Genomic DNA, 20,397 nt, shown 5'->3' with positions numbered 1-20,397 from the left:
GGCTTCAAGCCGACACATCACCCTTCCGCCGCCAGTTCGCGGCGGAAGGCGCGGCCCGCCATCCGGGCGACGACGGTAAGCGCCTCCTCGCCCATGCCGTCGCGCGCCGCCGCCGACATTCCCTTCATCGTGATGGCGACGAAGTCCGCCAGCGCGTCGGCCCGGTCCGGTGCCTCCGCGGCGATGAAGTCGCGGATCGCCGCCACGCCGGCCTTTCTCATCGTCTCGGCCAGCGCTGCCGCTTCCGGGTCGGCACTGTTGCGCGCCCCGTCCAGCACCAGACAGCCCGCCACCCCATCACGCTTCGGATAGAGCCGCGCCGCCAGCAGCAGCGTCTGCTCGATCACCTCGGCCATACTGCCGCCCTCGGCCTGCGCCCGGGCGAAGATGTTGGCCTCCCCCGCCGCATAGCGCCGAAGCGCCCGCTCGAACAGCCCCGCCTTGCTGCCGAAGGCGGCATAGAAGCTCGGCGGCTTGATTCCCAATTCGGCTCCCAGCTCGGCGACGCCCACGGCGTCGTAACCGCGGGCGTGGAACAGCCTCATCGCCGTCTCGACCGCCTCGTCCACATCGAAGGACCGCCGCCGTCCACGGGCTCCGGAGTTTTCTGTAGCGACCACTATATTTTCTCCTTGCGGAAATCCCCCGCCTGGATTTATATAGCGCTCACTACATTTTCTCAAGGAGCACATCATGGGTGAGTTCACCGGCCGCAAGATCCTGGTCCTCGGCGGCAGCCGCGGCATCGGCAAGGCCATCGTCCGCCGCTTCGCCAAGGCCGGCGGCGCGGTCGCCTTCACCTATGCCGGGTCGAAGGACGCCGCCGAGGCGCTTGCCGCCGAAACCGGCGCGGAGGCCATCCAGACCGACAGCGCCGACCGCGACGCCCTGATCGCCACGGTGGCCGGTCGCGGCGCGCTGGACGTGCTGGTGGTCAATGCCGGCACGGCGATCCTCGGCGATCCGCTGACCTTCGATCCCGACGCGGTCGACCGGATGATCGACATCAATGTCCGCGCGCCCTACCACGCGGCGGTCGAGGCGGCCCGGCAGATGAACGACGGCGGACGCATCATCGTCATCGGCTCGGTCAACGGCGACCGCATGCCGTTTGCCGGCGGGGCCGCCTACGCCCTGACCAAGGCGGCGGTCCAGGGCATGGTGCGCGGCCTCGCCCGCGATTTCGGCGACCGCGGCATCACCGTGAACGCCATCCAGCCGGGTCCGACCCACAGCGACATGAACCCGGCCGACGGTCCGATGGCGCCCGCCATGCACAGCTTCATGGCGATCAAGCGCCACATCGACGCCGACGAGGTCGCCGAACTGACCGCCTATGTCGCCGGCCCGCATGCCGCGATGATCACCGGCTCGTTCCAGACCATCGACGGCGGCTTCGGCGCCTGACCGACGGGTTCGATTGCCATCGAGAACGGGCCCGCCCGTCCCGGCCGTTATCCCCCGCCTTCGCGGGAGAGGACGGCCGGGACGTTTCCTTCTGCAATCCTGCTCCGCTCCCCAACGTCTCACAGCCATGTTGCCCCACAGCCATGACGGGAATGGGGGCGCCTTTGTCACACCCGGATCCGAACGGGGGATGAGCGAAATCGCTTGCCGCGCTAGCTAATATATTAGTATTCTGAGGCATGCGCTTCTGAGGAGGCTGGACGCCATGCCAACGGGCAACCCGCCGGCCAAAACCGGTTCCATCGCGGCGACACCGCCATCGACCATGCCGTCGACAACGCCACCCGCCACGCCGGTCATGCCGGCCAAGGCCGCCGCGCTGCTGGTCCGCCCGCCGGCGCGCCGGGACATGCGGCGCGGTCCGACCGCCGCCGACGCCATCCACCGCGACCTGCGGGCGGAAATCGTGTCGCTGAAACGCAAGCCGGGCGAGCCCATCGCCGAAAAGCAGATCGCCGAGGCCTATGGCGTCAGCCGCACGCCGGTGCGCGAGGCGGTGCTGCGGCTGGCCGACGAGGGGCTGATCGAGATCTTCCCGCAATCCGGCACCTTCGTCGCCCGCATCCCGCTGGGCGCCCTGCCGGAAGCCGGCGTGATCCGCAAGGTGCTGGAGCGGGCGACCGTACGCTTCGCCGCCGAACGCGCCAGCCGCAGCCAGATCGCCGCCTTGCGCGCCTGCCTGGAGCACCAGCGCGAGGTCGATGCGGTGGGCGACGCCGACGGCTTCCATCAGGCCGACGAAGCCTTCCATGCCCAGATCACCGAGATGGCGGGATATCCCGGCTTCTGGGGCATCATCCAGCAGGCCAAGGTCCAGCTCGACCGCTGCCGCCGCCTGACCCTGCCGGTCCCCGGCCGCATGCGCACGGTCATCGCCGAGCATGAGGCCATCGTCGAGGCCATCGCCGGCCACGATCCCGACCGGGCCGAACAGAGCCTGGTGCGCCATCTGGACAATCTGCAGATCACGGTGGACGACGTGCGCAACGCCGCCCCGCTCTATTTCTCCGGCAGCCTGACCGCCGACATCGCTGCCGCGACCGCCCTGGACGGAGCGCTTCGATGACCGGTTCCCGTCGCCGCATCGGTGTCGTCGGCCTCGGCATGGCGTCGGCGCCGCACGCGCAGAGCCTGATCGACCTGGCCGGCCGGGTGGAGGTGGCGGGCTGCTTCAGCCCGTCGGCCGACCGCCGCGCCGCCTTCGCCGCCCACCACGGCCTGCCGGTGGTCGACCGGCTGGAAACCCTGCTGGAGGACCCGGCGCTGTCGGCCGTCCTGCTGCTGACCCCTCCCGACAGCCATGCCGCTCTGGTGGCGCGCTGTGCCGCCGCCGGCAAGCATGTGCTGCTGGAAAAGCCGCTGGACGCGACGCCGGAGGGCGCGCGGGCGGTGGTCTCCGCCATGGAGGGAGCCGGGCTGACGCTGGGCGTGGTGTTGCAGCACCGCTTCCGCGCCTCGGTCGAGCGGCTGGCGGCACTGATGCGCGACGGCACGCTGGGCCGGCCGCTGACCGCGGCGGTCTCGGTGCGCTGGTGGCGCGACAACGCCTATTACGCCCAGCCCGGCCGCGGCATGAAGGCGCGCGACGGCGGCGGCGTGCTGCTGACCCAGGCGATCCACACGCTGGACGCCTTCGTCGGCCTCGTCGGCCTGCCGGATCAAGTTGCCGGATTCGCCGCCACCAGCGTCCTGCGCAAATCGGACCCAAGTGTGGGCATGGACACGGAGGATGTGGTCGCCACCGCCCTGCGCTACGGCAACGGCATGCTTGCGACCGTGAACGCCACCACCGCCGTCCATCCGGGCTATCCGGAGCGGATCGAGATCGCCGGGACCGGGGGCTCCGCCGTTCTGGCCGGCGACCGGCTGGAGGTGCAGCTGGTCGATGGCGAGCGCATAACCGCGGGGGCGGACGGCGCCACGCTGGGCGGCGGCGCCGACCCGATGGCCTTCTCCCACCAGCATCACCGCGCGGTGCTGTCCGACTTCCTCGACGCGCTGGACGAAGGACGCCGGCCGCGGGTGGACGGGCGCGAGGCGCTGAAGGTCCACCGGCTGATCGAGGCGATGCTGGAGGCGTCCGGGCTTGAAGCATCGGGCCGTGCCGCGAGCGTGGAGGTCGGCACGCCCTGATCGGCAGTCCAACCGGAACGCCCACCGGCCGCAAGCACGGCCTTGCGCAATCCACAGCTTTGGCGTAAAGCGCCAGAACCAGGCCGGGCCCCTCTGGCAACCTTCACCGGTTGCGATGTCGGACTGGGAACATCAGGAGCGGCCCGCGCCTTTTGCCCTTGACCGGCGCTTCCCGTCCGACGCCATCGGCGCGGCCCGGCCGGTCATCGGAAGACCCCGTGCGGCCACTCCTCCCACACTGATCGTGATGCGAGGACTCGTGCCCAAATGACGGAACTCTTCACCACCGACGCGCTGTTCGCGCTGCTCCAGGTCATCATGATCGATCTGGTGCTGGCCGGCGACAACGCCATCGTCATCGGTCTGGCCGCCGCCGGCCTGCCGAAGGACCAGCGCGGCAAGGCGATCCTGATCGGCATCCTGGCCGCCACCGTGCTGCGCATCGGCTTCGCCGCCGTCACCACCCAGCTTCTCCAGATCATCGGGCTGCTGCTGGCCGGCGGCGTGCTGCTGCTGTGGGTCTGCTGGAAGATGTGGCGCGAGCTGCGCCAGTCCAATGAGGAGGACGAGGCGGTCGAGTCGCTGGAGAACGATGACGCCACGGCGTCCGGCCCGCGCAAGACGCTGGGTCAGGCGGTCTGGCAGATCGTCGTCGCCGACGTGTCGATGTCGCTCGACAATGTGCTGGCCGTCGCCGGTGCGGCGCGCGAGCATCTGGGGGTGCTGGTCATCGGCCTGACCCTGTCGATCGCCCTGATGGGCCTCGCCGCCAGCTTCATCGCCCGCATCCTGCACAAGCACCGCTGGCTGGCCTATGTCGGCCTCGCCATCATCCTCTATGTCGCCCTGCACATGATCTATCGCGGCGCCCTGGAGGTGTGGCCCCTGGTGAACGGTCACGCCTGACCGGCCTAGTTTTAAAGGACCGACGGCGTCCGGCGCCGCATCCGAATGACTGGGGGGCTGGCTGCGGCGGACACTGGGGCCGAATGTCGCACCCGCCCCCCTGCGGCGATCCGTGGTCTGGCCGAAACCCGCCCCGCCAGTCACTTTGTCCCTCTCCCCGCAATCCTGATCGCAATAAAGTCCGAACGGTTGTTGCCGCTTTGAACTTTCAGGGTTGCGCGCAGATTGATATACTAATATCCTAAGTACAGTGAACAGGGGGCGGCGCAAGGTTAGCCGGGGGGCTGAAGGAGGATGGGGGGCAGGGCCGGTGTCGGCCATGCATGGTGCCCGGTCGCGCGCCGCGCTGTCGCAGCGCTGCGAAATCCGGCCGCCGCAAGCCCCGCCTTCCATGCTTCGTCTGTCACCGGTCCACGGTACGTGCAGTCGAGTGTGCAGGGCGGCCCGTCGCCTTCAGGCCAACGGGCAACGCCAGAACAAGAAAGGACGGGCCGCAACAGGCTTCGTCCCCACCATCAGGAGGAGAACCTATGAAGTTTTCGCTGACTTCGGTCCGCACCGCGCTGCTGGCCGCCTGTGCCGTCTGCGGCATCCTGGCCACCCCGATGCTGTCTGCGCCGGCCGACGCGCGCGACTTCCGGTCCGCCGACATCCACCCGACCGACTACCCGACCGTCGAGGCGGTCCGCTATGTCGGCAAGCTGGTGGCTGAGCGCAGCAACGGCAAGCTCGGCATCAAGGTGTTCCCGAACGGCGCGCTCGGCACCGAAAAGGACACCATCGAGCAGCTGAAGATCGGTGCGCTGGAGATGATGCGCATCAACGTGGCGCCGCTGAACAACGTGGTGCCGGAGACGATGGTCACCGCGCTGCCCTTCATCTTCCGCGACACCGGCCACATGCGCCGCGTGCTGGACGGCCCGATCGGCGACGAAATCCTGGCGGCGATGGAAAGCCAGGGCATGATCGGCCTGGCCTTCTACGACAGCGGCTCGCGCAGCATGTATTCGGCCGCCAAGCCTTACAAGACTCTGGCCGACATGAAGGGCGCCAAGATCCGCGTCCAGCAGTCCGACCTGTTCGTCGCCATGATCCAGGCGCTGGGCGCCAACGCCACGCCGATGCCCTTCGGCGAGGTCTACACCGCGCTGAAGACCGGCATCGTCGATGCCGCCGAGAACAACTACCCGTCCTACGAATCCTCCCGCCACTTCGAGGCGGCCAAGTACTTCACCCTGACCGAACACGCGATGGCGCCGGAAGTGCTGGTCTTCTCCAAGGTCGCCTGGGACCGCCTGTCGAAGGACGATCAGGCCACGGTCCGCAAGGCCGCCAAGGACTCCGTGCCCTACATGCGCAAGCTGTGGGACGAGCGTGAGCTGAAGTCCAAGGAGATCGTGACCCAGGCCGGCGCCCAGATCGTCGAGGTTCCGAACAAGCAGGAATTCATCGACGCCATGAAGCCGGTCTACACCCAGTTCGCGAACACGCCGAAGCTGCAGAGCCTCGTCCAGCGCGTCCAGGAAACCAAGTAACGACCTTTCTGTAACGCCAAGAACAAGGCGGCGCGCGGCTTCGTCCCGTCCGGGACGGACCGCGCACCGCCGGGGTCTCAGGAGTGGGGAGCCGCAGCATGGATATCGAGCTGCAAGCAATGGACGTCAGCCCGCCGCATGCGGCCGGCTGGTTGACCCGCATGAACGCGGCGCTGGCCAAAACCGGCATGTATGTCGCCATCATCGGCCTGATGATGATCGTGTGCGTCGTCTTCTATCAGGTGTTCGGCCGCTATGTGCTGAACAGCTCGCCGACCTGGGCGGAAAGCCTGGCCATCGTGCTGGTGCTCTACGTCACGCTGATCGGCGCCGCCGTCGGCGTCCGCGATGCCGGCCATATCGGGCTGGAATCGCTGCTGGTGATGCTGTCGGACAGCGCACGCCGCAAGATGGACGTGCTGATCTACGCCCTGGTCGGCATCTTCGGCGCCTGCATGGCCTACAACGGCTGGATCCTGGGCAGCTCGGTCGCCTCCTACACCATCCCGAACTTGCATGTCTCCGAAGCCGTGCGCTACGTGCCGCTGGTGCTGTCGGGCGTGCTGATCGTTCTCTTCTCCATCGAGCATATCGTCGCCATCGTGCGCGGCGAGGAGGTCAAGCCGTCATGGAACTGACCATCCTTTCAATCACCTTCTTCGGCTTCCTCATCCTCGGCATTCCGGTCGCCTTCGCCATCGGCCTGTCGGCGCTCTGCACCATCCTCTATGAAGGCCTGCCGGTCGCGGTGGTCTTCCAGCAGATGATGTCGGGCATGAACGTCTTCTCGTTCCTCGCCATTCCCTTCTTCGTCTTCTCCGGCGAACTGATGCTGCACGGCGGCGTCGCCGACAAGATCGTCACCGCGGCCAAGAGCATGGTCGGCCACATCCGCGGCGGGCTCGGCATGTCCAACGTGGTGGCCTGCACGCTGTTCGGCGGCGTCGCCGGATCGCCGGTCGCCGACGTGTCGGCCATGGGCGCCGTGATGATCCCGATGATGAAGCGGGAAGGCTACCACGCCGATTACGCGGTCAACGTCACCACCCACGCAGCGCTGGTCGGCGCGCTGATGCCGACCAGCCACAACATGATCATCTATGCGCTGGCCGCCGGCGGAAAGGCGTCCATCGGCGCGCTGATCGCCGCGGGCCTGATGCCGGCGCTGCTGCTGATGGTCTGCAACCTGGGTGCCGCCTATTACGTCGCGGTGAAGCGCGGCTATCCCAAGGGGACCTTCCCCGGCTGGGACATCCTGGCGCATTCCTTCGCCGCCGCGGCGCCGGGCCTGCTGATCGTCGTCATCATCCTGGCCGGCATCACCACCGGCGTGTTCACCGCGACCGAGTCGGCCTCGGTGGCCGTGATCTACGCGCTGCTGCTGACCACCTTCGTCTACCGCACGCTGAGCTGGGAGAAGTTCCTGGCCGCCGCCGCCAAGACGGTGAAGACCACCGGCGTGGTGCTGCTGCTGATCGGCGTGTCGACCATGTTCCAGTACCTCATGGGTCTCTACGAGGTGGCGGACATGACCGGCGAGCTGCTGGCCGGCGTGTCGACCAACCCGCTGATGATCTTCCTGCTGATCAACATCATCCTGTTCCTGCTGGGCACCTTCATGGACATGGCCAGCACCATCCTGATCTGCACGCCGATCTTCCTGCCGATCGCCATGCAGTACGGCATGGATCCGGTTCAGTTCGGCATCGTCATGCTGATCAACTGCGCGCTGGGCCTGAACACCCCGCCGGTCGGCACCACCCAGTTCATCGGCTGCGCCATCGGCGGCGTGTCGGTGGGCGAGGTGATGCGCTCCATCACGCCCTTCTACGGGGCGCTGTTCGTGGCGCTGCTGCTGGTCACCTATGTCCCGGCCTTCTCGCTGTGGCTGCCGCGCATGCTGATGCACTGAGGCGGACCGGGAAACAGGCGGCGCTCCCGCACCCCTGAACGACTTCTCTCCTGGACTGGGCCATCGGGTTTTCCCGATGGCCCTGTTTTTTGTGCGCTTTCCCCGCCCAGCCGCGCCGGCCCACCCCCGAATTGGGGGTAGTTTTCGAGTAATACCCCCCCAATCTGGAAAAAGAGTGGCAAGCCGCCGCAACAAGCCCGACCGGCCGGATGGCGTCGAAATCGGAAGAGACCGCACCGCTTTCGCTATGACGGAGAAAACAGATCGCCCGGCCGGAGTGGATGCTTCCCAAGGAATGATGGGCTTATTGGACGTTGTTTGGTGGACATGATCCCGTACATCACAGAACGCGCAAACGACTTCCAACAATTCCCCAGAAAGGGGTTTTCATGCACGGGATCATTCTTGCCGACGCCGCTCTGGCCGACATCGATGCGCTGATCGGCCGGCACGCGCCGGACGTGACGGTGGTCCGGGTCGCCGCGGACGAGGACGCCCTGGGCCTGCTGGCCGACGCCCTGGAGGCCGCCCGCGAGGCAGGCCCGGCGGCGGTCCACCTGATCGCCCATGGCGCGCCCGGTGTTGTGAAGCTGGGAGCGACGCCGCTCGACACCAGCGCCCTGTTCGACCGCCGCTGGCCCGATGCGACCGGCTGCGAGATCCTGATCCATGCCTGCGACGTCGGCGCCGGCGGCAACGGCCGCCGCTTCGTCGAGCGTCTGGCCGCCGTCACCGGTGCCCGCGTCGCCGCCGCCAGCCACCCGGTGGGTCATGCCGACCAGGGTGCCTCCTGGGACCTCGACGTGGTGACCGGCCCGATCCTGGCGGCCCGCCCGTTCGCCGGTGCCGAGGCCTGGCCGCACCGGCTCGGCTACAGCGGCACCGCCACCAGCGGCAACGACACGCTGATCGGCGACAACAGCGGCAACACCATCAACGGGCTGGCCGGCAACGACAGCATCGTCGGCGGCACCGGCAACGACAGCCTGATCGGCGGCATCGGCAACGACACGCTGGTCGGCGGCGGCAATACGGGCCAGTCGGCCGGCGACACCATGAATGGCGGTCTGGGCGCCGATCACTATGTCGGCGGCAGCGGCTTCAACATCGTCACCTACGAGAACGCCACCAGCGGCCTGACGCTCGACCTGACCAACGGCGCCAACAACACCGGCGAGGCGGCGGGCGACACCTTCGTCAACATCCAGCGCTGGATCGGCTCCGAATATGCCGACAGCCTGACCGCCGGCGACACCGCCGTCTGGTTCTGGGGCCATGGCGGCAACGACGTCGAGCATGGCGGCGCCGGCAACGACACGCTGGAGGCCGGCGACGGCAACGACAGCGTCTTCGGCGGCGGCGGCAACGACCTGATGTACGGCCGCGCCGACAACGACCAACTGCATGGCGAACTGGGCAACGACACGGTGGCCGGCGGCGGCGGTGCCGACCTGATCTACGGCGATGCCGGCAACGACCTGCTGAAGGGCGATTGGGAGCGCGACACCGTCTATGGCGGCGACGGCGACGACACCATTCTCGCCGGCATCGTCAGCTCGGGCAGCTACGCCCAGACCCAGGCCGACCTGATCTATGGCGATGCCGGCAACGACCGCTACATCGTGGTCAGCCAGTATGACGCCGGGACGGTCAGCTTCGACGGTGGTGCGGGCACCGACACCCTGGAGCTGCGGTCGGACAACCTGACCAGCTACAACGGCTACAATCTCGAATATTACAACGACGTCGCCTCGCCGAAGATCGACATCAGCGGCATGACGCTGACCAGCGTCGAGACGCTGGCCCTCACCGGCAGCCAGCGCCACACCGTGACGATGACCGCGGCCCAGGGCAACGGCTTCGGCAGCATCACCGGTGCGGCGACCGGCGACGCCTTCGCCATCGTCGGCGCCGCGCTGTCGGGGACGGTCGGCAGCGGCAACGGCAGCACGCTGACCGCCGGCAAGGTACAGGCGGAGACGGTGAACGGCGTCACGCTGGTCCATGTCGGGCTCGACGGCACCGCCGGCTCCGACCTGACCCTGCGCATCGCCGGCAGCTTCGCCGCGTCCAACATCAGCCTGTCCGGCAACACCATCACGCTGGGCCAGGGGAGCGGCTCGACCGGCGGTGGCGATACGGGGGGCGGCAACACCGGAGGCGGCAACACCGGCGGCGGGACGGGCAGCACGGGCGGCCAGACGCTGACCGGCACCGACGGCCGCGACTATCTCACCGGCGGCAGCGGCAACGACACCATCATCAGCAACGCCGGCAACGACTACATGACCGGCGGCGCCGGCAGCGACATTTTCGTCTTCAAGCCGGGCGACGGCTGGGACTATGTCGGCGACTTCCAGGCCGGCAGCGGCGGCGACGTGCTGAACGTCGCGGGCTGGGGCGGCTTCAAGGACTTCGCGTCGGTGATGGCCGTCACCGTGCAGGACGGTGCCAACACCGTCGTGAATTTCGACGGCAACAACAGCGCCATCCTCGCCAACGTCACCCGCAGCAGCCTGACCGCCGCCAACTTCTCCTTCACCGCCATTGGCGGCAGCACGGGCGGCGGCAGCACCGGCGGCTCGACCGGCGGCACGCCGGGCCAGACCATCACCGGCACCTCGGCTGGCGAGTATCTGGCCGGCGGCAGCGGCAACGACACCATCACCGGCAATGCCGGCAACGACTACATGATCGGCGGCGCCGGGCGCGACACCTTCGTCCAGCATGCCAGCGACGGCTGGGACGTCATCGGCGACTTCCAAGCCGGCACCGGCGGCGATGTGATCGACATCCGCAGCATCAGCGGCTTCACCAGCCTGAACAGCGTGCTGACCCACTCGACGCAGGACGGCGCCGACCTGTCCATCGACCTCGGTGCGTTCAACTCGATCAAGCTGATGGGTGTCGACCGCAACAGCCTGACGGCGGAGAACTTCCTGTTCGCCAGCTCGGTGGGGTGATTTGAGGAAAGGCTCCCTCTCCCGTCTTGGGAGAGGGAGCCCTTTTGCTTACCGCTCCACAGCCACCGGAACATTCAACGCGTTGCGCTTCTGCACCGCCTCGTAGACCGGCGGGAAGGCGGGGCGGTTGATGTAGCGGCCGGCGCCGCGCACCGCGCGGCTTTCGCCCAGCGCGTGGACGATGCGGCCCTGGCTCAGCGTGTAGGCCGGGGTGCCGGTGACGGTCATGCCCTCGAAGATGTTCAGGCCGACCTTCTGCATCTGGGTCTTGGCCGAGATGGTCTTGGTCGCCTTCGGATCCCACACCACCAGATCGGCATCGGCCCCGACACTGACCGAGCCCTTGCGCGGGTAGAGGTTGAAGATCTTCGCGGCGTTGGCGGAGGTCACGGCGACGAACTCGTTCATCGTCAGCCGGCCGGTGTTGACCCCGTGCGTCCACAGCGCGGTCATGCGGTCCTCGATGCCCGCCGTGCCGTTGGGGATCTTGGTGAAGTCGTTGCGGCCCATCGCCTTCTGCTCGGCGCAGAAGCAGCAATGGTCGGTGGCGGTGGTGTGCAGGTGACCGGCCTGGAGACCGCGCCACAGCGCGTCCTGATGCTCCTTCGGGCGGAAGGGCGGGCTCATGACATGGCCGGCGGCGAAATCCCAGTCGGGGCTGCGGTAGACCCCGTCGTCGATCAGCAGATGGCCGGCCAGAACCTCGCCGAACACGCGCTGGCCGTCGTTCTGGCCGCGCTCGATGGCGGCGAGCGCCTCCTTGGCCGAGACATGGACGATGTAGACCGGCACGCCGAACACCTTCGCCACCTGGATGGCGCGGTTGGCGGCCTCGCCCTCGACCTCCGGCGGGCGGGAGAGCGGGTGCGCCTCAGGCCCGGTCAGGCCCTGGGCCAGCAGCTTCTTCTGGAGCTGGAAGACCAGCTCGCCGTTTTCGGCATGGACGGTGGGGATGGCGCCCAGCTCCAGGCAGCGCTGGAAGCTGTTCACCAGCGTCTCGTCGTCGGCCATGATGGCGTTCTTGTAGGCCATGAAATGCTTGAAGCTGTTCACGCCATGGTCGGCGACCAGCGTGCCCATGTCCTGCCGCACGCTCTCGTCCCACCACGTCACGGCGACGTGGAAGCTGTAGTCGCCGGCCGCCTTCTCCGCCCAGCCGCGCCAGGTGTGATAGGCCTCCATCAGGCTCTGCTTCGGGTTGGGAATGACGAAGTCGATGATCGTCGTCGTCCCCCCGGCGAAGCCGGCGGCGGTGCCGCTGAAGAAATCCTCCGTCGTCACCGTGCCCATGAAGGGCAGTTCCATGTGGGTGTGCGGATCGATGCCGCCGGGCATGACGTAGCAGCCGCCGGCATCCACCACCTCCGCCCCCGCCGGCACGTCGAGAGCGTCGCCCACCGCGGTGATGAGGCCGTCCTGGCAGAGGACGTCGGCACGGCGGGTTTGCTCGGCGGTGACGACGGTGCCGCCACGGATCAGGATGGTGGGCATGCTCGGGCGCTCCCTCAGGAAATGGATGGGACGGAGTCGGTGGGCGTTTCGGCGATTTCAGGCTCCGGCAGGCCGGCGGCGCGCAGGACCAGCCGCAGCACCTCCGCCGTCATGGCGGCGAAGTCCTGGCGGGTCAGGGTGCGGCGGCCCAGAACCTTGCGGATCTGCACGTCGAAGTCGGCGTAATGCTGGGTCACCGCCCAGATCATGAACAGGAACTGGCGGGCATCGACCGGGGCCATGCGGCCGGCGGCGACCCAGCCGTCGATCACCGCCGCCTTGGCGTCGACCAGCGCTTTCAGGTCTTCGGCCAGGAAATGCTCGACCTGGGTGCCGCCATGCAGGATCTCGTTGGCGAAGACCTTGGAAGCATGCGGCCGCGTGCGCGACGCCTCCATCTTGGCGCTGACATAGGCGGTCAGGGTCTCCACCGGATCGGCGTCCGGGGTGAAGGAGGCGATGGGCGCCAGCCACAGCCGCAGGATGTTGTCGAGCACCGCGCGGTAGAGATCGTCCTTGGTGCCGAAATAGTAATGCAGGTTGGCCTTGGGCAGGCCGGCCCGCTCGGCGATGTCGGCCATGGTGGCGCCGGCGAAGCCGGCCTCGGCGAAGACGCGCTCGGCCGCCTTCAGGATGCGTTCGACGTTCTCGCGCCGGATGCGTCCCTGGGGCTGGGTGGAGTCCGCTGTGTCGGCAGCCGTTCGCGCCATCGCTTTGATAACCACTCGTTCATTGCCGGGGCTAATCCCCTCTCCCCCCCGGGGAGAGGGTCAGGGTGAGGGGGATGCACGGCGTGGATCAACAAGGAATGGAAAGTTCCGTTCGCTCACCGACTCCACGCAATGCGTCCCCCTCACCCAACCCTCTCCCCGGGGGGGAGAGGGCTCACTTCCGCCATGGCATTCGCGCGGTCGAGCACCGCGTGCAGCAGCACCTCGCAGCCGGCGGTCGACCATTCCGGGGTCGTCTCCTCGACCTCGTTGTGGCTGATGCCGTCGATGCAGGGGATGAAGACCATCGCCGTCGGCGCGACCTTCGACAGGTAGCAGGCGTCGTGGCCGGCGCCCGAGACGATGTCGCGGAAGCTGTGGCCGGTGCGCTCCACCCCCTTGCGGACGGCGGCGACGCAGGTCTCGTCGAACTTGATCGGGGCGTAGTACCAGATCTGCTGGAAGTCGGTCTCCAGCCCGATCTCGCCGGCGATGCGCTCCACCTCGGCGCGCAGCTCGCCGTCCATGGCGGCAAGGATGGCGTCGTCCGGATGGCGGAAATCGACGGTGAAGAAGACGCGGCCGGGGATGACGTTGCGGCTGTTGGGATGGATCTGCATCAGCCCGACCGTGGCGCAGGCGAGCGGGCCGTACTTCATGCCGATGCGGTTCACCGCGTCCACCACGCGGGCGGCGCCGAGCAGGGCGTCCTTGCGGCGGACCATCGGGGTCGGGCCGGCATGGGCCTCCTGGCCGGTGAAGGTGATCTCGTACCAGCGCTGGCCCTGGCAATCGGTGACGACGCCGATGGTCTTGCCTTCGATCTCCAGGATCGGACCCTGCTCGATGTGGGCCTCGAAATAGGCGCCGACCTTGCGCCCGCCGACCTCCCGGTCGCCGGCATAGCCGATGCGGGCCAGCTCCTCGCCCATCGTCTTGCCGTCGAGGTCGGCGCGCGACAGGCCGTAGTCCAGATCGAACACCCCGGCGAAGACGCCGGACGACACCATGGCGGGGGCGAAGCGCGACCCCTCCTCGTTGGTCCAGACCGCGACCTCCACCGGCGCCTCGGTGACGTAGTTCATGTCGTTCAGGCTGCGCACCACCTCCAGCCCGGCCAGCACGCCATAGACGCCGTCATATTTGCCGCCGGTCGGCTGGCTGTCGAGATGGCTGCCCATGATGACCGGGGGCAGGCTGTCGTCGCGGCCGGGACGGCGGGCGAAGATGTTGCCCATCCGGTCGACCGAAATCGTACAGCCGGCCTCCTCGCACCAGCGCACGAACAGGTCGCGGCCCTGTTTGTCGAGGTCGGTCAGCGCCAGCCGGCACACGCCGCCCTTGGGCGTGGCGCCGATCTGCGCCATGTCCATCAGGCTCTGCCACAGGCGCGAGCCGTTCACGGCGACATTCTGCGGGGTGGACATGTTGCTCTCTCCTGAACGTCGTTCTTGTTCGGCGGCGTTTTATTCAGCGGCGGCTTCGGGGACGCGCATGGGGTTGCGGGCGTCGTTAGGCCAGGTGACATAGGGCAGGTCGGTGTGCTCCGGCACCATGGTGATGCAGTCCGGCACCGGGCAGACATGGCTGCACAGGTTGCAGCCGACGCACTCCTCGTTGACCACGGTGAAGACGCGGCGGCCCTCTCCCTGGTCGATGCGGATCGCCTGGTGCGAGGTGTCCTCGCAGACGATGTGGCAGCGGCCGCAATCGATGCACAAGGCGGGGTCGATCACCGCCTTGGTCGAGAAGTTCATGTTCAGGTCGTTCCAGTTGACGACGTTGCGCACCGCACGGCCGCTCAGCTCGTCCAGCGTCCGGTATCCCTTCTCGTCCATCCAGTTGGACAGGCCGCCGATCATGTCCTCGACGATCTTGAAGCCGTAGGTCATGGCGGCGGTGCAGACCTGCACGTTGGTGGCGCCCAGCGCCAGGAACTCCGCCGCGTCGCGCCATGTGGCGACGCCGCCGATGCCGCTGACCGGCAGGCCGCGCGTGTCCGGGTTGCGGGCGATCTCCGCCACCATGTTGAGCGCGATGGGCTTCACCGCCGGGCCGCAATAGCCGCCATGGCTGCCCTTGCCGTCGACCACCGGGGTCGGCGCCATGGCGTCGAGATCGACCGCGACGATGGAGTTGACGGTGTTGATCAGCGACACGGCATCAGCGCCGCCGCGCCTGGCCGCCTCGGCCGACCACAGGATGTTGGTGATGTTGGGGGTCAGCTTGACGATCACCGGCAGGTTGACGGCGTTCTTCACCCAGCGGGTGACCTGCTCCACCATCTCCGGCACCTGCCCGATGGCGGAGCCCATGCCGCGCTCGCACATGCCGTGCGGGCAGCCGAGGTTGAGTTCCAGCCCGTCGGCCGCTCCCGTCTCGGCGATGCGGCGGGCGAGGTTGGCCCAGGCCTCCTCCTCGATGCGGGCCATCAGCGAGACGACCATGGCGCGGTCGGGCCAGTCGCGCTTGACCTCGATGATCTCCTGAAGATTGACCTCCAGCGGCCGGTCGGAGATCAGCTCGATGTTGTTGAAGCCGATCATCCGGCGGTCGGTGTCGAGATGCGCGCCATAGCGGCTGGAGACGTTGACCACCGGCGGATCCTCGCCCAGCGTCTTCCAGACGACACCGCCCCAGCCCGCCTTGAAGGCACGGACGACGTTGTAGGCCTTGTCGGTCGGCGGGGCAGACGCCAGCCAGAAGGGGTTGGGGGAGCGGATGCCGGCGATGGTGCTGCGAAGATCGGCCATGATGTGGCTCCCTTTCCTCAGGCGGTCAGGTGGCTGTGGATGGCGAGGGCGGCGAGCTTGCCGTCCTGCACGGACTGGACCGTCAGATCCTCGCCCGTGGCGACGCAGTCGCCGCCGGCCCAGACCTTGGCAAGCGTCGTGCGGTAGGCGCCGTCGATGGCGATCTTGCCGCCGGTGACCTCCAGCCCGCCGAGCGCCTCGGCCGACAGCTTCTGCCCGACCGCCTTCAGCACCATGTCGGCCTGGAGGGTGAAGGTCTCGCCGGTGCCGGACAGTTTGCCGTCGGTCAGGCGGGTGCGCTCGAAGGTGATGTCGGTGTCGCCGATTGCCGAAGGGGCGGCGAAGGTCTTCAGCACGACGCCTTCGGTCTGGGCCAGCTCCTGCTCCCAGCCGGTGGCGCCCATCTGGGCACGGCCGCGGCGGTAGACCAGGGTGACGTCCTCCGCGCCCAGGCGCTTGGCCTGGATCGCGGCGTCCACCGCGGTGTTGCCACCGCCGATCACCACGACGCTGCGCCCCACCGCCGGCGGCTGGCCGGGGGGAGCCTGACGCACCCGCTCGATGAAGGCGGTCGCGTCCTCCACGCCCGCACGGTCCTCGCCGGGGATGCCGAGGCGGTTGTTGGCGCCGAGACCGACACCGAGGAACACCGCGTCGAAGTCGGCGCGCAGGCTGTCGAGCGACAGGTCGGCGCCCAGCCTGCGGCCATGCTCCACCGCGATGCCGCCGACGCCGAGGATGAAGGCGACCTCGCGCTGGGCGAAATCGTCGGCCATCTTGTAGGGGGCAAGGCCGTACTCGTTGAGGCCGCCGGACTTCGCCTTCGCCTCGAACACCGTCACCTCATGGCCGAGCGTGGCGAGGCGGTGGGCACAGGACAGCCCGGCCGGGCCGGCACCGACCACGGCGACGCGCTTGCCGGTCGCGGCGGCGCGGGCGAAGGGGTGGGCCGGCTCGCCGTCGATCAGACGGTCGGTGGCGTGGCGTTGCAGCCGGCCGATGGCGACGGGGCGGTCCTCCGCCCGGTTGCGGACGCAAGACTGCTCGCACAACGTCTCGGTCGGGCAGACGCGGCCGCAGGTGCCGCCCATGATGTTCTCCGACAGGATCGTCGTCGCGGCGCCCTTCAGGTTGCCGGTGGCGATGGAGCGGATGAAGGCCGGAATGTCGATCCCGGTCGGGCAGGCCTTGATGCAGGGCGCGTCATAGCAGAACAGGCAGCGGTTCGACTCGGCCAGCGCCTGCACCGGCGTCATCGCCGGGGTCAGGTCGGCGTAGGGCGAAGCCAACTGGTCTTCGGTGGTGGCAAGCGTAGCGATCAGGGTCATGGCGGATGGCTTCCCTTCGGTCGCAGAGCGGCGTGTCTACCGAAGCATCAGCAACCCGCGTGCCAAGAGAACCAACCAGCACTGCCAACGAGGACGGGCGGCGGAAAAGCTGACTGTTCGGTCAAAAACTGACGGTATGGACAGGCATGACTTCATCATGCCAGCCATGCGGATTGCACGCAACTCAGCCTTTTGGCGCCTCTTTTGTCGGCGCCACGCAAGAAACGCATGGGAATTCGCGGATGCGGAAACAGGAAATTGCGCTGTATCAAAGGGTTGCATCGCCGGGGCGCTGCCTTCAATTTCGGCAGCGCACCTGTGCAAGTGAGATAGGGTGCAATCGGGATAGGGGATGCCGCGATGTCCGCTTTCTCAAGCCTGCTGATCGACCGCACCGCGACGCCCATCGGCGAGTTGATCGTGGTGGCGGACGGGGACGGCGCCCTGCGCGCCATCGACTGGACCGACCATGAGGACCGCCTGCACCGGCTGCTGCGCCTGCACCATCCCGGCGGCTACGAACTGCGGCCGGCCGGCGATCCGGGCGGGTTGACGCGGGCGATGGATGCCTATTTCGCGGGCGATCTTGCCGTCATCGACCGGCTGCCGGTGCGCACCGGCGGGACGCCGTTCCAGCGCGCGGTGTGGGCGGCCCTGAGGGGGATTCCCTGCGGCAGGACCATAAGCTACCGCGACCTGGCGGCGCTGGCCGGGCGTCCGGCGGCGGTGCGGGCGGCGGGACATGCCAACGGCGCCAACCCGGTCGGCATCGTGGTGCCCTGCCACCGGGTGATCGGATCGGATGGCTCGCTGACCGGCTATGGCGGCGGGGTGGAGCGCAAGCGCTGGCTGTTGACCCATGAAGGGACGGCGGTAAATCCCCCTTCGCGGGAATGACGGCCGAACAGGCTTGAGCCGCCCCTCCTACAGCTCCGCCGCCAGCTTCGTCCCCTGGGCGATGGCCCGCTTGGCGTCCAGTTCGGCCGCGACATCAGCACCGCCGATCAGGTGGACGGCGATGCTGGCGGCCTCCAGCGGGGCGTGCAGTTCGCGCAGCGGCTCCTGACCCGTGCACAGGACGATGCTGTCCACCGCCAAGGTCTGCACCCGCTCGCGCTTCTCGCCGAAGCTGACGGTCAGCCCCTCGTCGTCGATGCGCTCGTAATTCACGCCGGACAGCGCCTGGATGTTCTTCATCTTCAGCTGCGCCCGGTGGATCCAGCCGGTGGTCTTGCCCAAGCCCGCGCCGGGCTTGCTCGCCTTGCGCTGGAGCAGCACGACCTCGCGGGCCGGCGGCGTCAAATGCGGGCGGATGCCGGCGACACCGCCGCGAGCCTCGGCGGGATCGGCAACCCCCCATTCGGCCCGCCACAGCGCCGGGTCCAGGCTGGGCGACGGCGGCTCCTGGACCAGGAATTCGCTGACGTCGAAGCCGATGCCGCCGGCTCCCACCACGGCAACGCGGCGGCCGACCGGCTTGGCGCCGCGCAGCACGTCGATGTAGGTCAGCACCTTCGGATGGTCCTGGCCCGGGATCTTCGGGTCGCGCGGCACCACCCCGGTCGCCAGCACCACCGCGTCGAAGCCGCCGCCGGCCAGCGCGTCGGCGCCCACCCGCCGCCCCAGATGCAGCGCCACACCCGTCTCCGCCAGCCGGTGGCGGAAATAGCGCAGCGTCTCGTGGAACTCCTCCTTGCCGGGGATCAGCTTCGCCATGTTGAACTGGCCGCCGACCTCGTCCGCCGCGTCGAACAGGTGCACCTCGTGCCCGCGCTCCGCCGCGGTGGTGGCGCAGGCCAGCCCGGCCGGTCCGGCACCAACCACGGCGACGCGCTTGCGTTTGGTGGCCGGGATGATCACCAGCTCCGTCTCGTGGCAGGCGCGCGGGTTGACCAGACAGCTCGCCGTCTTGCCGGAGAAGATGTGGTCCAGGCAGGCCTGGTTGCAGGCGATGCAGGTGTTGATCGCCTCCGCCCTCCCCGCCGCCGCCTTGGCGACGAAGTCCGGGTCGGCCAGGAAGGGCCGCGCCATCGACACCATGTCGGCCAGCCCGTCGCCGATCACCGCGTCGCCGACCTCCGGCGTGTTGATGCGGTTGGTCGTGCAGAGCGGGATCGACACCGCCTCTTTCAGCTTCCCCGTCACCCAGGCGAAGTTGGCGCGCGGCACGCTGGTGGCGATGGTCGGCACCCGCGCCTCGTGCCAGCCGATGCCGGTGTTGATGATGGTGGCTCCGGCCCGCTCGATGGCCTGGGCCAGCTGCACCACCTCCTCCCATGTGCTGCCGTCGGGGATCAGGTCCAGCATCGACAGGCGGTAGATGATGATGAAGTCGCGCCCGACCGCCTCGCGCATGCGCGACACGATCTCCACCGGGAAGCGCATGCGGTTCTCGTAAGGCCCGCCCCACTTGTCGGTGCGCTGGTTGGTGTGGGTCACCAGGAACTGGTTGATCAGGTAGCCTTCCGACCCCATCACCTCGACCCCGTCATAGCCGGCCTCGCGCGCCAGCTCGGCGCAGCGGACATAGGCGCGGATCTGGCGCTCCACCCCTCTGGCGGTCAGGGCGCGCGGGGTGAAGGGGGTGATCGGCGACTTGATGCGCGACGGCGCCACCGACAGTGGGCTGTAGGCATAGCGGCCGGCATGCAGGATCTGCAGCGCGATCTTGCCGTCTTCGGCATGCACCGCGTCGGTGATGACCCGGTGCGCCCGCGCCGCGCCATGCCGCGCAAGGGTGGAGCCGAATGGCGACAGCCAGCCCTCCACGTTCGGCGAGAAGCCGCCGGTCACCATCAGCCCGACCCCGCCGCGCGCCCGCTCGGCGAAATAGGCGGCCAGCCGCGGGAAATGGCGGCGCCGGTCCTCAAGCCCGGTGTGCATCGACCCCATCAGCACCCGGTTCTTCAGCACCGTGAAGCCGAGGTCGAGCGGGGCCAGCAGATGCGTGTAGGGCTGGGAGCCGGGCATGGTCAAGGGGCACGTCCTCCGGTTATCGAACCCGCGCTTCTGGCGGCGCTGGGCAGGCTGATGATTGGCAGTGCAAATCCTAGTTCAGGGTGACGTATGCGTCAATCAGGTTCCGCGGCATCCGCCGACGCCCCTGGACGGCCGATCAGGGCCTGATCGTTCGCGCACCCCGCTTTCCGCTGTGTGAAAAAGCCGTTCGGCGAACTGGCTCAAGGGCCTGCGCGGCGGT

At 68.4% G+C, this 20,397-nt stretch carries 16 protein-coding genes; 9 read left to right on the top strand and 7 right to left on the bottom strand.

The features are described 5' to 3' along the window. Positions 1-17 precede the first annotated feature (17 nt). Complete coding sequence (locus tag TSH64_RS08500) at positions 18-620, bottom strand: TetR/AcrR family transcriptional regulator (RefSeq protein WP_109096374.1); 603 nt, start codon at positions 618-620, stop codon at positions 18-20. Positions 621-693: 73 nt separating this feature from the next. Between TSH64_RS08500 and bdcA the strand changes: the two genes are divergently transcribed. From bdcA to TSH64_RS08460, 8 genes are all read left to right on the top strand, one after another. Further along, positions 694-1,407 (top strand): SDR family oxidoreductase, encoded by a 714-nt coding sequence (gene bdcA / locus TSH64_RS08495; RefSeq protein ID WP_109096373.1) that lies wholly within the window; start codon positions 694-696, stop codon positions 1,405-1,407. A 265-nt stretch (positions 1,408-1,672) separates the two neighbouring features. Then, a complete protein-coding gene (locus TSH64_RS08490) occupies positions 1,673-2,533 on the top strand; it encodes a GntR family transcriptional regulator (RefSeq protein ID WP_109096372.1) in 861 nt (286 codons plus the stop codon). Beyond that, complete coding sequence (locus TSH64_RS08485) at positions 2,530-3,600, top strand: Gfo/Idh/MocA family oxidoreductase (protein ID WP_109096371.1); 1,071 nt, start codon at positions 2,530-2,532, stop codon at positions 3,598-3,600. Before TSH64_RS08490 ends, TSH64_RS08485 begins: the two co-directional genes overlap by 4 nt. A gap of 267 nt (positions 3,601-3,867) precedes the next feature. Next, the gene (locus TSH64_RS08480; protein ID WP_109096370.1) at positions 3,868-4,506 is read left to right on the top strand and encodes a TerC family protein; all 639 of its coding nucleotides are present in this window, start codon (positions 3,868-3,870) and stop codon (positions 4,504-4,506) included. 530 nt (positions 4,507-5,036) lie between these two features. Further along, positions 5,037-6,041, top strand: coding sequence for a TRAP transporter substrate-binding protein (locus tag TSH64_RS08475; protein ID WP_098735923.1), 1,005 nt, complete (start codon positions 5,037-5,039; stop codon positions 6,039-6,041). Positions 6,042-6,139: 98 nt separating this feature from the next. Continuing rightward, positions 6,140-6,679: a TRAP transporter small permease gene (locus TSH64_RS08470; protein ID WP_109096369.1), complete on the top strand. Its 540-nt coding sequence runs from the start codon at positions 6,140-6,142 to the stop codon at positions 6,677-6,679. Beyond that, a complete protein-coding gene (locus TSH64_RS08465) occupies positions 6,670-7,953 on the top strand; it encodes a TRAP transporter large permease (RefSeq protein WP_109096368.1) in 1,284 nt (427 codons plus the stop codon). Before TSH64_RS08470 ends, TSH64_RS08465 begins: the two co-directional genes overlap by 10 nt. 389 nt (positions 7,954-8,342) lie before the next feature. Then, positions 8,343-10,916, top strand: a complete 2,574-nt coding sequence (locus tag TSH64_RS08460) for a DUF4347 domain-containing protein (protein WP_109096367.1) — start codon at positions 8,343-8,345, stop codon at positions 10,914-10,916. A 48-nt stretch (positions 10,917-10,964) separates the two neighbouring features. Here TSH64_RS08460 and hydA read toward each other — a convergent pair whose 3' ends face one another. The 5 genes from hydA to TSH64_RS08435 form a co-directional block, all read right to left on the bottom strand. Further along, positions 10,965-12,407 (bottom strand): dihydropyrimidinase, encoded by a 1,443-nt coding sequence (gene hydA / locus TSH64_RS08455; protein ID WP_109096366.1) that lies wholly within the window; start codon positions 12,405-12,407, stop codon positions 10,965-10,967. Between the two features lie 14 nt (positions 12,408-12,421). Further along, positions 12,422-13,117 (bottom strand): TetR/AcrR family transcriptional regulator, encoded by a 696-nt coding sequence (locus tag TSH64_RS08450; RefSeq protein WP_109096365.1) that lies wholly within the window; start codon positions 13,115-13,117, stop codon positions 12,422-12,424. 143 nt (positions 13,118-13,260) lie between these two features. Further along, positions 13,261-14,544, bottom strand: a complete 1,284-nt coding sequence (locus tag TSH64_RS08445) for a Zn-dependent hydrolase (protein WP_109096364.1) — start codon at positions 14,542-14,544, stop codon at positions 13,261-13,263. Between the two features lie 39 nt (positions 14,545-14,583). After that, positions 14,584-15,870 carry an NAD-dependent dihydropyrimidine dehydrogenase subunit PreA gene (gene preA, locus TSH64_RS08440; RefSeq protein WP_109096363.1) on the bottom strand — a complete coding sequence of 429 codons (1,287 nt, stop codon included), beginning with the start codon at positions 15,868-15,870 and terminating at the stop codon, positions 14,584-14,586. A 17-nt stretch (positions 15,871-15,887) separates the two neighbouring features. Next, positions 15,888-17,198, bottom strand: coding sequence for an NAD(P)-dependent oxidoreductase (locus TSH64_RS08435; protein ID WP_109096362.1), 1,311 nt, complete (start codon positions 17,196-17,198; stop codon positions 15,888-15,890). 360 nt (positions 17,199-17,558) lie between these two features. On the opposite strand from TSH64_RS08435, the gene ogt reads away from it, so the two are divergent. Next, complete coding sequence (ogt, locus tag TSH64_RS08430; RefSeq protein ID WP_109096361.1) at positions 17,559-18,095, top strand: methylated-DNA--[protein]-cysteine S-methyltransferase; 537 nt, start codon at positions 17,559-17,561, stop codon at positions 18,093-18,095. 27 nt (positions 18,096-18,122) lie between these two features. Here ogt and TSH64_RS08425 read toward each other — a convergent pair whose 3' ends face one another. Beyond that, entirely contained in the window at positions 18,123-20,168 is a 2,046-nt protein-coding gene (locus tag TSH64_RS08425; RefSeq protein ID WP_109452418.1) for an NADPH-dependent 2,4-dienoyl-CoA reductase, read from the bottom strand. Between the last annotated feature and the right edge of the window lie 229 nt (positions 20,169-20,397).

It is taken from the genome of Azospirillum sp. TSH64 (assembly GCF_003116035.1).
GTDB lineage: Bacteria > Pseudomonadota > Alphaproteobacteria > Azospirillales > Azospirillaceae > Azospirillum.
Note: the sequence above shows the minus strand (reverse complement) of the source record. Positions and strands in the feature narration are given on the sequence as shown.